The organism is Mycobacterium sp. NGS41 (assembly GCF_059812725.1).
The window spans coordinates 38,397-51,016 of the sequence record NZ_JCALDF010000035.1 but is presented as its reverse complement, the minus strand read 5'-3'; the positions used below and the strand labels follow the sequence as shown (position 1 = coordinate 51,016).

Genomic DNA, 12,620 nt, shown 5'->3' with positions numbered 1-12,620 from the left:
ACGATGATCGGGTGCCCGAAACCGGCCCCGAAACCGTCAACCCGGATCTGCTGATCGACTTCAGAGACGTTGCGCTGCGCCGCGGTGGCCGCGTTCTGGTCGGGCCCGTCGACTGGAGCGTCGAACTCGACGAACGGTGGGTGATCATCGGCCCCAACGGGGCGGGAAAAACGTCGCTGCTGCGCATCGCCGCGGCCACCGAACACCCGTCGTCGGGTGTGGCCTACGTGCTCGGTGAGCGCCTTGGCCGCGTCGACGTCTCCGAGCTGCGCGCCCGGATCGGGCTCAGCTCGTCGGCGCTGGCGCAACGGGTGCCCGATCACGAGCTGGTCCGCGACCTGGTCGTCTCGGCCGGCTACGCGGTGCTGGGCCGGTGGCGGGAGCGCTACGACGACGTCGACTACCGCCGGGCGGTCGACATGCTGGAGAGCCTGGGCGCCGAGCACCTGGCCGACCGTACCTACGGGACCCTGTCGGAAGGCGAGCGCAAACGGGTGCTTATCGCCCGGGCCCTGATGACCGACCCCGAACTGCTGCTGCTCGACGAGCCGGCCGCGGGCCTGGACCTCGGCGGCCGCGAAGAGCTGGTGGCGCGATTGACCGACCTGGCCGCTGACCCGGACGCACCCGCGCTGGTGCTGGTCACCCACCATGTGGAGGAGGTGCCGCCCGGCTTCAGCCACTGCATGCTGCTGTCGGAGGCTCAGGTCGTTGCCGCCGGTCTGCTGCCCGACGTGCTGACCGCCGAGAACCTGTCCACCGCGTTCGGCCAGTCGATCGCCCTGGACGTCGTCGACGGCCGCTACTTCGCCAGGCGGGTTCGTACCCGCGCGGCCCACCGGAGACAACTATGACGACGCCGCAGCCGCCGCAGGAGCCGCTGACACCTCGTCCCGCGGCAACGGTGATGCTGGTTCGCGACACCCCGAATGGCATCGCGGTCTTCCTGATGCGCCGCCACTCGAAGATGGAATTCGCGCCGGGCACGATGGTGTTTCCCGGCGGCGGCGTCGATGACCGCGACCGCAACGCCGACATCGCTTGGGCAGGGCCGCCTCCGGATTGGTGGGCGCAGCGGTTCGGCATCGAGTCCGGCCTGGCCGAGGCGCTGGTCTGCGCCGCGGCCCGCGAGACCTTCGAGGAGTCGGGCGTGCTTTTTGCCGGACCGGCCGGCCAGTCCCATTCGGCACCGAACAGTATCGTCGGCGATGCCTCGGTCTATGGCGACGCCCGTCGCGAGCTGGCGCAGGGAACGTTGTCTTTCGCGGATTTCCTGCGCCGGGAAAGCCTGGAGCTGCGGTCCGACCTGTTACGGCCCTGGGCCAACTGGGTCACCCCTGAAGCCGAGCGCACCCGCCGCTACGACACCTACTTCTTCGTGGGAGCGCTGCCGGAAGGGCAACGCGCCGACGGTGAGAACACCGAATCCGATCGTTCCGGTTGGACGTTCCCGCAGGACGCCATCGACGACTTCGAGGCCGGTCGCAACATCCTGCTGCCGCCGACCTGGACCCAGTTGGACTCGCTGGCCGGTCGTAGCGTGGCCGACGTATTGGCCGTCGAACGCCAGATCGTGACCGTACAACCCCTGCTAGAGAAGCGGGGCGACAACTGGGTTTTCGAGTTCTTCGACTCCGACCGCTACCACGCGGCGCGCAAAAAAGGCGGAACCATGGAGTGGCCGTTGTGACCGCTTCAGTGCGCGAGTTCGTCAGCGTCGTAGTCAGTGACGGCTCGCAGGACGCCGGCCTGGCCATGCTGCTTCTGTCGCGGCCTCCCACCAACGCGCTGACCCGCCAGGTCTACCGGGAAATCGCTGCCGTCGCAGACGAATTGGGCCGTCGCGACGACGTCGCCGCGGTGATCCTGTTCGGCGGCCACGAAATTTTCTCGGCCGGCGACGAAATGACCGAACTGCGGACGCTGAACCCTGCCGAAGCCGACATCGCGGACCAGGTCCGACGCTCGGCCATCCACGCCGTCGCAGCGATTCCGAAACCGACTGTCGCCGCGATCACCGGATACTCACTGGGCGCTGGCCTCACCCTGGCGCTGGCCGCCGACTGGCGCGTGAGCGGCGACAACGTGAAGTTCGGCGCTACCGAGATCCTGGCCGGACTGGTCCCAGGCGGTGACGGCATGGCCCGCCTGACCCGCGCTGCCGGGGCCAGCCGGGCCAAGGAGCTGGTATTCAGCGGACGCTTCTTCGACGCCAAGGAGGCCCTGGCGCTGGGCCTGATCGACGAGATGGTGGCCCCCGACGACGTGTACGACGGTGCCGCGGCCTGGGCGCGCCGCTTCCTGGACGGACCGCCGCACGCGCTGGCCGCGGCCAAGGCGGGCATCAACGATCTGTTCGAGCTGGGACCGCCCGAGCGGCTAGCCGCCGAACGTGACCGGTATGTCGAGGTGTTCGGCGCTGGTCAGGGCGGTGGCTGACGGGACCGAAAGACCCGGCGGTTAGGCTTGCCATCCATGACGACGAGTTCGACCGACGCGGCTCCCAACCCGCATGCCACAGCGGAACAGGTGGAAGCCGCACGGCACGACAGCAAGCTGGCCCAGGTGCTCTACCACGACTGGGAAGCCGAGACGTACGACGAAAAATGGTCGATTTCCTACGATCAGCGCTGCGTCGACTACGCCCGGGACTGCTTCGACGGCGCCGTGCCCGAAGACGTTCTGAGCCAGCTTCCCTACGACCGTGCGCTGGAATTGGGCTGTGGGACCGGGTTTTTCCTGCTGAACCTGATCCAGGCCGGGGTGGCGCGGCGCGGGTCGGTCACCGACCTCTCGCCTGGCATGGTCAAGGTTGCCACCCGCAACGGGCAATCACTCGGGCTGGACATTGACGGCCGGGTCGCCGACGCCGAGGGCATCCCGTACGACGACAACACCTTCGACTTGGTGGTCGGGCATGCGGTGCTGCACCACATTCCCGACGTCGAGCTGTCGCTGCGTGAGGCGATCCGGGTCCTGAAGCCGGGCGGACGGTTCGTATTCGCCGGCGAACCAACCTCCGTCGGCGACGGCTACGCCCGCACGCTGTCCACGCTGACCTGGCGGATCATCACCAACGCCACCAAGTTGCCCGGTCTCACCGAGTGGCGGCGGCCGCAGGCTGAACTCGACGAGTCCTCGCGGGCGGCGGCGTTGGAAGCTCTGGTCGATCTGCACACCTTCACACCAAGTGACCTGGAGCGGATGGCAGCCAACGCCGGCGCGGTCGATGTTCGGACCGCCACCGTGGAGTTCACCGCCGCCATGCTGGGCTGGCCGCTGCGTACGTTGGAATGCGCGGTACCGCCCGAGCGGCTGGGCTGGGGCTGGGCAAGGTTCGCGTTCACCAGCTGGAAGACGCTGAGCTGGGTGGACGCCAACGTATGGCGTCATCTGGTGCCGAAGGGCTGGTTCTACAACGTGATGATCACCGGGGTCAAGCCGTCCTGACTGTCGGCCTGCGGTTCAGCGCGGACGACGTCAGATACCTGCGATCCGAACCGGGTGCCGCGGCCCTGAAGGCGGTCGCTGAATTCCCGCTGACGGAGGCCACCCGGATTGCCGATACCGCCGCCGCTCGGGCCCGGTTCGGCGACCGGACGCCGGTACTGGTGGAGACGGCGCTGCTGCGCCGCCGGGCCACGGCCAAACTGGGCGAGCTTTTTGACGTGTCGGACTGGCTCTTCACCGACGAGGCGCTGCAGCAGGCCACCGCCGCGCCGGTGGCGCTGCACCGGGCCGGGCGGTTGGCCCGAACCGGCCGTCCGGTGCACGACGCGACCTGTTCGATCGGCACCGAACTGGCCGCGCTACAGATGGCGGGAATCCGCGCCGTCGGTAGCGATATCGACCCGGTGCGGCTGGCGATGGCACGCCACAACCTGGGACCGGCCGCCAGCCTGTGTCGCGCCGACGCGCTGGCGCCGGTGACCCGCGACGCGGTGGTCGTCGTCGATCCGGGGCGTCGCACCGGCGGGCGGCGGCGCTTCAGCCCGGACGACTATCAGCCTGGCCTGGGCCAGTTGATGGACAGCTACCGTGGGCGCGATCTGGTCGTAAAGTGTTCTCCTGGAATTGATTTCGGTCAGCTGACCCGGCTGGGATTCGATGGCGAAATCGAGGTGACGTCGTACCGCGGTTCGGTCCGAGAGGCGTGTCTGTGGTCAGCGGGGCTGGCCGGGGCGGGTGTGCGTCGTCGGGCCAGCATCCTGGACCGCGACGAGCAGCTCACCGACATCGAGCCGGACGACTGCCCGGTGGGGCCCGCCGGGCGATGGATCGTCGACCCGGACGGCGCCGTGGTCCGCGCCGGGCTGGTCCGCCACTACAGCGTGCGACACGGGCTGTGGCAGCTCGACCCTGACATCGCGTACCTGTCCGGGGACCGGCTGCCGCCGGGGGAGCGAGGCTTCGAGGTGCTCGAGCAGATGGCGTTCGACGAGCGCCGGCTACGGCAGGCACTGGCAGCGCTGGACTGCGGCGCGCTCGAGATCCTGGTCCGCGGTGTGCAGGTGGATCCGGACGCGCTGCGGCGCAGGCTGCGGTTGCGCGGCGACCGGTCGCTGTCCGTGGTGATCACCCGCATCGGTCCCGGTTCCGCAAGTCACGCGATGGCCTTCGTCTGCCGACCCTCTCGATAGCGACCGGTAAGCTGGCGGCGACCGCTCGTCCAGGCGCCCCTTGAGTCTGCGAGGACAACTCGACAATGCGTTATTCGATAGCGGCCGCGCTGCTGGTCTCCGCGGTCGTGTTGGGCTGGCCTGCGGCCGCCGCGCCGTCGTCCTGCGCAAACCTGGGCGGGACCATCGTGGCTGACCAGACGTGCCGCGTGCATGCCTCTGGCCCGACATACACACTCACCATGACGTTCCCGGCGGACTACCCGGACGAGCAGGCGCTGACCGACTACATCACGCAGAACCGCGACGGGTTCGTCAACGTCGCGCAGGGGTCCGGGCCGCGCGATCACCCTTACCAAATGGACGCCACCAGCGAGGAGCACAGCTCCGGCCAGCCGCCGCACAACACCCGCAGCGTCGTGCTCAAGTTCTTCCAGGACCTGGGCGGCACGCGGCCGTCCACCTGGTACAAGGCATACAACTACAACCTCGGGACCAAGCAGCCCATCACCTTCGACACGCTGTTCGCCCCCGGCACTTCGCCGCTGGACAGCATCTTTCCGATCGTTCAGCGCGAGCTGGAGCGTGAGAACGCGTTGGGTGCCGCGATATTGCCGTCGTCCGGTCTCGACTCGTCGCACTACCAGAACTTCGCCATCACCGACGATGCGCTGATCTTCTACTTCACGCCGGGTGAGCTGCTGCCGTCGTTCGCCGGCGCCACCCAGGCGCAGGTGCCGCGCAGCTCCATCCCGCCGCTGGCTATCTAGCCTTACCGCGGCGAGCAGACGCAAAAGCCCCTGTTTCGTGCCGAAATCAGGCGCTTTTGCGTCTGCTCGGCATAGTTAAGCCGGCGCGAAGCTGTAGACCTGGCCGTCGCTGGTGGTGGTCACCACCCAGCTATCTTTGGCCACCGACACCCCGATGGGATATCCGGTGGCCGCAGGCAGCGGATAGCTGTTGATGGTGTGCCCATTGGCCGGGTCGAACACCAGCAACGACATACCGGGTGCGTTGTCCCGCGGTGGGCCGCTGACTACCGTGTAACCGGCGCCGCTGCCGGCCAGGCTCGAAGTCGACAGGGGAGTGACGTCATCGCGGCGCCAGGCCGGGTCGGCATGGTCACCGACGTCGCGGAAAGCCGCCAGCCGGGTGTCCGGACCGCCGCCGGACACGATCAGCCCCTGCGGAGTGACCGCGGGCGGCGTCTGTGCCAGGAACTCCAGCGGCACCGACCACTTCGTCTTCCCGTCGGCCGCGTGGAAGGCCCACAGGCGTTTGTCGCGGCCGTTGACGTAGACGGTCGACCCGTCGGCGGACAACACCGGACTGGCCAAGACGCCGGCGCTGACGGCGTCGCTGGTCCAGTCGCGAGTCAGCAGCGGCGTCTGCCCGGGGTGGTACTTCAGCCCCACCAGACCAGCGGCCGGCGCACCCGGCTGCCAGACGCCCAGCACCACCGTCGCGCTGACCGCCGAGAAGGCCGGAGCCGCCGCGACCGGGCAGCCCTGCTTCGCCGGCCCGCAATCGGCCAACCCGCGGGTTGCATCGGTGGGATCGACGCCATCCACCAGATCCAGCGGCGGGCCGACCACTATGCCGCGGTGCGAGTCGAAGACCAGCACCTGGCCCAGGTGCGTCGTGACGAGCAGCTGACCGCCGCCCAGGAACCGCGGGGTGGACGGCATCCCAATCACCGGCTGACGCCAGCGGGTCCACTGGGTCGGCGGGAACGAGTCCATCGCTCCCGGCTGACCGACGTAGAGGTTGTCGAAACGGTCGAACAAGGGGCCGCCCACGCCACCGCCCTGGACCAGCCGGACACACCAGCGTTGCCGGCCGTTTTCGTTGTTCTCCCACTCCATCAGCGAACATCCGGCGGGGGTCTGCGCGTTGAGCGCCAGATAGCCGCGGCCGCTCAGCGCCGGCCCGGCGGCCAGGCTGCCTTTGACTGAGCGCGTCCACCGCAGCGCCAGCTTGGTGGCGCCGCTCGTCGGGGTGTAGCTGCTGTTGGCGGCATCGCCGTACTGGGCGGGCCAGCCCGGCGCCGGCGCCGCATCCACCCATGCGTCGGTATTACCGCACCCGCCGAGTCCGGCCGTGAGCACGACCGCGGCACCGGCCGCCATAAGACGTCGCGCAAGCACCTCTTGCTTTCGCAGGGTTCCGAAATTCCTTTCGTATGGGCTCCGATACACGCTTCGCCATGAGCAGCAATCGAGTACAGGTGAGGGTAACCCGTGGCGCTTCGTGTCAAGCTGATTGCCCGCTTGCCACCGCCCGCCGTGCCGGCGCGCATCGTCACCGGGCTAAGCTTTCCGGCCATGACGAGCATGTGGGGTGCACCGCTGCGCCGCCGCTGGGTCGGCTCGCGGCTGCGGGACCCGCGTCAGGCCAAGTTCCTTACGCTGGCCTCGCTGAAGTGGGTGCTGAGGAACCGTGCCTACACCCCCTGGTACCTGGTCCGCTATTGGCGGCTGCTGAAGTTCAAACTGCGGAATCCGCACATCATCACCCGCGGCATGGTGTTCCTCGGCAAGGGCGTCGAAATCCACTGCACACCCGAACTGGCGCAGCTGGAAATCGGCCGCTGGGTGCACATCGGGGACAAGAACACGATCCGCGCCCATGAGGGCTCGCTACGGTTCGGCGACAAGGTGGTGCTGGGCCGCGACAACGTCATTAACTGCTATCTCGACATCGAGCTCGGCGACTCGGCCCTGATGGCCGACTGGGTTTATGTCTGCGACTTCGACCACCGGATGGACGACATTCACGTCCCGATCAAGGACCAGGGCATCGTCAAATCCCCGGTGCGGATCGGGCCGGACACCTGGATTGCCACCAAGGTGACGGTCCTGCGCGGCACCTCCATCGGGCGGGGCTGCGTGTTGGGGTCGCACGCCGTCGTTCGCGGTGTCGTCCCTGATTATTCGATCGCCGTCGGCGCACCGGCCAAGGTCGTCAAGAACCGGCAGCTGGCCTGGGAGAGCTCGGCCGCACAGCGCGCCGAACTGGCTGCGGCACTGGCCGACATCGAACGCAAAAAGGCATCCCGATAGCGGCCCGTCTCAGCCCAGGCTGTGATAGCGGCGCAGCGCCTCGGCGCGCTCGGCCCGATGCTCGACGATCGGCGCCGGATATCCTTGCGGCCGTTCACCTTTACGCAGCGACACGTCGCCGGCGGCGCTCAGCTCTGGCACCCAGCGCCGAATGTAGTCGCCGGACGGGTCAAACTTTTCGCCCTGCGTCGACGGGTTGAACACCCGGAAGTACGGCGCGGCGTCGGTGCCGCATCCCGCGCACCACTGCCACCCGTGCTGATTGCTGGCCAAGTCGCCGTCGGTGAGCTGATCCATGAACCAGCCGGCACCCCACTGCCAGGGCAGATGCAGGTCTTTCACCAAGAACGACGCGACGATCATCCGTACCCGGTTGTGCATGAATCCGGTCGCGCGCAGTTGCCGCATCCCGGCGTCGACGATCGGGAATCCGGTTTCGCCGACCTTCCAAGCCTCGAAGCGCCGCTTCGCCTCTGCACCGGTGTCGGTCTGGATGTCGTCGAAGTCGCTGTTCCAGTTGCGCCACGCACTGTCCGGCCAGTGATACAGCACTGCGGCGTAGAAGTCGCGAAAGGCCAACTCACGCAGGTATTTCTGCGAGCCCGTCTGGCGCAGGTCCAAGTCGGCGACCAGGGTGCGTGGGTGGACGGTGCCGAATTTCAGATGCGCCGACATGCCGCTGGTGCCCTCGAGGTCGGGCCGGTCACGATCTTGGGCGTAGCGGTCCAGTCCGTCGACGACAAACGCCGCCCATTGCGAGCGCGCCGCCTCTTCACCGGCCGCAAATCCCAGAGTGGCCCCGGGGTCGGGGATTTCGCACTTCTCGATGCTCAGCTCGGCCGGGTTCAGCCAGCGTGCGGAATCGGCTTCCGATGCCGCCGGCTGACGCCATCCGGCATCTTGCCAGGCGCGAAGAAACGGTGTGAACACTTTGTAGGGGGTGCCGTCCTGTTTGGTGACGCGGCCCGGGGAAACCAGATACGGCGAGCCGGTCGCGACCAGCGGCACCGAACCCAGCGCCGCGCGCACCCGGTCATCGCGACGTCGCCCGAACGGCGCGAAATCCTGTGATATATGCACCGAGGAAGCGCTGATCTCCCTGGCAATGACAGGGATTCGCTCTTCGGGCCGTCCGCTGGTCACCAACAGCCGGCCATCCAGCGCGTCACGCAGTTGGCGCAGCGAGTCGCCCAGAAACTGCAGGCGCCGCTGACCCGACGAAGCCACCAGCCGCGGATCTAGCACGAAGCAGGCGAGCACCTCGTCGCTTTCGGCCGGAGCGGCCAGTGCCGGGTGGTCGTGCAGCCGCAGGTCGCGTCGAAACCACAACAGCGCAGGCATGATTCAGCGATTCAATCCCCAGATGTGGGTGGACAGCACGGTGGCGAAGGCACACCACAGCGGGTAGGGCGACAGCGCTGCTCCGGCCCGTGGATCGGCCTCGGCGGCTCGTCTGGCGAGGTTGGCGCTGCTCACCGTCAGCGCCGCGGCGCCAAGTGCGGACGCACCGAGTTTGTGGTAGCGGAAGAACAGCCAGCTCCAGCCGGCGTTGAGCGCGAGATTGACGCTCAGCGCGGTGATGTAGCGGCGCGCCTTATCGTGCCGGCCCGTCGCACGGAATCGGTCGATGGCCACCGCGGAAGTGGCCGCGATGTCGCCGTACAGCGTGGTCCAGACGATCGGAAAGGCGACGCTGGGCGGCTGATACGACGGCTTGCGCACCCGCGCATACCAGCCGGCTGTGCGGCCCGGGCTGGCGATGCTTGCGATGCCTGCCGCCGCGGCGACAGCCAGCGAGGTGCCGGTCAGTGTGGACTTATTCATCAGGGCCTCCGATGGGGTGTGCTCGGGTTAAGTCCGCTTGCTGCTCAACGGATTTGGCGGGGTCGTTCGGCCACCAGATGTGGTCACCGATCAGGGCGAACAGCGCGGGAATCACCAGTGTGCGCACGACGAAGGTGTCAAGCAGGATGCCCAGCCCGACGATGATGCCCAACTGGGTCAGCACGATCAGGGGCAACACACCCAGCACGCAGAAGACTGCCGCCAGAACGATTCCCGCGCTGGTGATGACGCCCCCGGTGGCCGACACTGCGCGGATCATCCCCTGGGCGGCGCCGTGGTCCGCCGCTTCCTCGCGGGCACGGGTGACCAGGAAGATGGTGTAGTCCACGCCAAGGGCGGCCAGGAACAGGAACGCGAACAGCGGTGTGCCCTCGTCCAGAGCCGGAAAACCGAACACATGCATGCTGGCCCAGCCGCCCATCCCGAGCGCGGCCAGCGCACCCAGAATCGTTGCGGCCAGCAGAGTCGGCGGCGCCAACACGGAGCGCAGCAACGCATAGAGGACGACCAAGATGACGGCCAAAATCGCCGGAATCAGCATCAGTCGGTCGTGTCGTGCGGCGTCGCGGACATCGAGGGCAAGCGCGTCGGGTCCGCCCACCAGTGCGTCGGGGGATGCGGAGCTGGTCGAATGACGCAACGTCGCAACGGTTTTGAATGCTCGATCGGATGACGGCGGGGCGTCAATGACCACCGACCACTTTGTCAACCCGAAAGTCGACCGGCCGGTCTCGGTCGCCGAGACCACCCCGGGGGTGGCGCTGATGGCTTCCTGGACCTGCGGCGCCCGGGCGGTAGCCGCGACGACCACCGTCGGGTTGGTCAGGCCGGCGGGGAAATGCCTTGAGACAATGTCGAATCCGGACACCGAATCCGCTGCCACCCGAAATTGCTGGGTCTGGGACAGACCGATTTTGGTGCCCAGCAGGCCGGTCGCCAGCGTGCCCAGTAGCGCGATCGCAATCCCCGCAACCAGGGCGGGACGGTGGGCCACCCGTTCGGCGACGCGGTGCCAGGGCCCCGACTCCACGGTGGCCGCTTCAGTGTCAGGATGCGGCACGAACGGCCAGAACAGCCGGCGGCCGAACAGCGCCAGCAATGGCGGCAGTACCACCAGAACCGACACCGCGGCGACGACCAGGGCGCACGCGGCCAGCGCACCCAGGCTGCGGGTGCTGGGACTCGCGGCCAGGATCAGCGTCAGCAGTGCCAGCACCACGGTGGCGTTACTGGCGACGATGGCCGGTCCGGCCATTCGCACCGCATGGCGCAGCGCGTCGCGGTGGTCGGCAAGACGCCGAAGTTCTTGGCGGTAGCGGGAAATCAGCAGCAGCGCATAGTTGGTGCCCGCGCCGAACACCAACACGCTGGTGATCCCGGAGGTGGCGCCGTCGAAGCTGAGACCGGTTGCCGACGCCACCGCGGTGCCCACCGCGGCCGCGGTCCGGTCGGCGAAGCCGATCACCAGCAGCGGTACCAGCCACAGCACCGGGGATCGGTAGGTGGCGATCAGCAGCAGCGCGACCACCGAGGCCGTTACCGCCAGCAAGGTGATGTTGGCGTGAGCGAACGCGTTGGCGATGTCCGCACCGAATGCGGGTCCGCCGGTGATGTGCGCCTCCAGGCCGGCCGGAAGGCCGTCGTGTGCGGCGTTGCGCAGCTCTAACACCCTGCTGTTGAGGGCCAGGCCCGTCAAGTCGGCGCTGATCGTCATGACCCCGATTGCGGCCTTGCCGTCGGCGGACACGATCGGCGGACCGGGGGTGGGATTGCGTTGTGCCAGAGCCTGCATCCGGTTGCGAGCCCGTTCGGCGGCCGTCACGTCGGCGGCGTCCAGGCTCGCACCGTCGGTCCGGGTCACCACCAGAATCAGCGGAAGCCGGTCTCCGTCCGGGAACTGGCGGACCAACGCGTCGACCTTGGCGGTGTCGGAACTCGACGGCAGCTGCAGCGGTGACTGACCTGCCGCGGTGTTCCCGCCGACCAGCACCATCAAAACGGTAGCCAGCAGCACAACGCCTAACGCCAACGCCCACGAGCGCCGGCCGGTTACGGCCGCTGCGGGACGGTCCCACACCACGCAGCTAAGCATTTCAATAACTAAAACATTAATCAACTGAAATGTGCCCGCTGATGCGGATATGCTGCTCAACGCTATGAACCAACGGGACCCGCGCGACTCCCTGGAGTCGATGATCTCGGCCGACCTTCGCGAGATGTCCGCCGAGTCGGACCAGATCGGTCGGCTGTTCGCGGTGTCGCATCAGGTGCGGCCTGGCGATTTTCGTGCCCTGCTGCACATCATGGTCGCCGAAACCGCCGGGCGGCCGATGACCTCAGGGGATCTCAGCCAGCGGATGGGCCTGTCCGGTGCCGCGATCACCTACTTGGTGGACCGGCTGATCGAGTCCGGCCACGTCAGGCGTGACTCACATCCCAACGATCGGCGAAAAGTCATCCTGCGCTATGCCGAATCGGGTCTGGAGACAGCGCGGTTGTTCTTCAATCCGCTGGGGACCCATACCCATGCAGCGCTTGATGACCTGCCCGACGCCGATTTGGCGGCCGCCCATCGGGTCTTCACCGCGCTTATCGCCGCCATGCGCCGGTTCCAGACCGATCTGGGCGCTACCAGGCCGGACGGGCCCGCTACTTAGGCCGTTTCAGGGCAGCGGCCAGGCCTTCGGCGTCCGCGACCGTGACGGTCAATGCTGAGTGGTCGCGCAACCCGATGACCCGGCGAATACGCGGGTCGAAGTGGACGCACACCCCCGCAGTTGCATTGGTTCCGAAGGTGAGTCCGTCGTCGACCATCGACAGCCGGGGGCCGACGGCCGTCCACCATCGATACGGGCCGGTCACGTGAGCGTCGGCCACCGAAGCCAGCGGAGCGTCGACACGGAATGGGCCGTAGCGGGCGAGGAAACGGCCGTCGTCGGTCAGGGTCACGCCTTGCCGGCCGGGCCACCGAAAAGGCAGCCAGATCGGAGCCAGCCGGGGATCGTAGCGATAGGGAAAGTAGCGGCCGTGCTCGTCTTGAGGTTTCACCTTGCGGGCTCCGATCGTCGGTACGCCAGGCATCCTGACACGCGTG

Annotated in this window: 13 protein-coding genes; 8 read left to right on the top strand and 5 right to left on the bottom strand. The window is 67.8% G+C overall.

All coding sequences use genetic code 11. The features are described 5' to 3' along the window. The first annotated feature begins 11 nt into the window (after positions 1 to 11). From AC5Y21_RS22695 to AC5Y21_RS22670, 6 genes are all read left to right on the top strand, one after another. The gene (locus tag AC5Y21_RS22695; protein WP_499915748.1) at positions 12 to 854 is read left to right on the top strand and encodes an ABC transporter ATP-binding protein; all 843 of its coding nucleotides are present in this window, start codon (positions 12 to 14) and stop codon (positions 852 to 854) included. Continuing rightward, the gene (locus AC5Y21_RS22690) at positions 851 to 1,690 is read left to right on the top strand and encodes an NUDIX hydrolase (RefSeq protein ID WP_499915734.1); all 840 of its coding nucleotides are present in this window, start codon (positions 851 to 853) and stop codon (positions 1,688 to 1,690) included. Before AC5Y21_RS22695 ends, AC5Y21_RS22690 begins: the two co-directional genes overlap by 4 nt. Before the next feature lie 8 nt (positions 1,691 to 1,698). Continuing rightward, positions 1,699 to 2,439, top strand: coding sequence for an enoyl-CoA hydratase (locus tag AC5Y21_RS22685; protein WP_499915746.1), 741 nt, complete (start codon positions 1,699 to 1,701; stop codon positions 2,437 to 2,439). Positions 2,440 to 2,475: 36 nt separating this feature from the next. After that, a complete protein-coding gene (locus AC5Y21_RS22680) occupies positions 2,476 to 3,450 on the top strand; it encodes a class I SAM-dependent methyltransferase (protein WP_499915732.1) in 975 nt (324 codons plus the stop codon). Next, positions 3,384 to 4,640 carry a class I SAM-dependent methyltransferase gene (locus tag AC5Y21_RS22675; RefSeq protein WP_499915730.1) on the top strand — a complete coding sequence of 419 codons (1,257 nt, stop codon included), beginning with the start codon at positions 3,384 to 3,386 and terminating at the stop codon, positions 4,638 to 4,640. The genes AC5Y21_RS22680 and AC5Y21_RS22675 overlap by 67 nt, the downstream gene beginning before the upstream one ends. A gap of 65 nt (positions 4,641 to 4,705) precedes the next feature. Further along, positions 4,706 to 5,389 (top strand): esterase, encoded by a 684-nt coding sequence (locus tag AC5Y21_RS22670; RefSeq protein ID WP_499915728.1) that lies wholly within the window; start codon positions 4,706 to 4,708, stop codon positions 5,387 to 5,389. Positions 5,390 to 5,464: 75 nt separating this feature from the next. Here AC5Y21_RS22670 and AC5Y21_RS22665 read toward each other — a convergent pair whose 3' ends face one another. Beyond that, positions 5,465 to 6,748 carry an outer membrane protein assembly factor BamB family protein gene (locus AC5Y21_RS22665; RefSeq protein WP_499915726.1) on the bottom strand — a complete coding sequence of 428 codons (1,284 nt, stop codon included), beginning with the start codon at positions 6,746 to 6,748 and terminating at the stop codon, positions 5,465 to 5,467. A gap of 195 nt (positions 6,749 to 6,943) precedes the next feature. On the opposite strand from AC5Y21_RS22665, the gene AC5Y21_RS22660 reads away from it, so the two are divergent. Beyond that, positions 6,944 to 7,681: an acyltransferase gene (locus AC5Y21_RS22660; RefSeq protein ID WP_499915744.1), complete on the top strand. Its 738-nt coding sequence runs from the start codon at positions 6,944 to 6,946 to the stop codon at positions 7,679 to 7,681. Between the two features lie 9 nt (positions 7,682 to 7,690). On the opposite strand, the gene AC5Y21_RS22655 is transcribed toward AC5Y21_RS22660, so the two are convergent. The 3 genes from AC5Y21_RS22655 to AC5Y21_RS22645 are packed head-to-tail and all read right to left on the bottom strand — an operon-like array spanning position 7,691 to position 11,606. After that, positions 7,691 to 9,022 (bottom strand): cryptochrome/photolyase family protein, encoded by a 1,332-nt coding sequence (locus tag AC5Y21_RS22655; RefSeq protein WP_499915724.1) that lies wholly within the window; start codon positions 9,020 to 9,022, stop codon positions 7,691 to 7,693. 3 nt (positions 9,023 to 9,025) lie between these two features. Beyond that, the gene (locus AC5Y21_RS22650) at positions 9,026 to 9,505 is read right to left on the bottom strand and encodes a TspO/MBR family protein (protein WP_499915722.1); all 480 of its coding nucleotides are present in this window, start codon (positions 9,503 to 9,505) and stop codon (positions 9,026 to 9,028) included. Next, entirely contained in the window at positions 9,498 to 11,606 is a 2,109-nt protein-coding gene (locus AC5Y21_RS22645) for an MMPL family transporter (RefSeq protein WP_499915720.1), read from the bottom strand. The genes AC5Y21_RS22650 and AC5Y21_RS22645 overlap by 8 nt, the downstream gene beginning before the upstream one ends. Positions 11,607 to 11,682: 76 nt before the next feature. Here AC5Y21_RS22645 and AC5Y21_RS22640 point away from each other — a divergent pair, with 76 nt between their 5' ends. Then, entirely contained in the window at positions 11,683 to 12,183 is a 501-nt protein-coding gene (locus AC5Y21_RS22640; RefSeq protein ID WP_499915718.1) for a MarR family winged helix-turn-helix transcriptional regulator, read from the top strand. Here the strand turns inward: AC5Y21_RS22640 and AC5Y21_RS22635 are convergent. Continuing rightward, positions 12,176 to 12,574 (bottom strand): hypothetical protein, encoded by a 399-nt coding sequence (locus AC5Y21_RS22635; RefSeq protein ID WP_499915716.1) that lies wholly within the window; start codon positions 12,572 to 12,574, stop codon positions 12,176 to 12,178. The two genes, AC5Y21_RS22640 and AC5Y21_RS22635, sit on opposite strands and share 8 nt — an antisense overlap. Between the last annotated feature and the right edge of the window lie 46 nt (positions 12,575 to 12,620).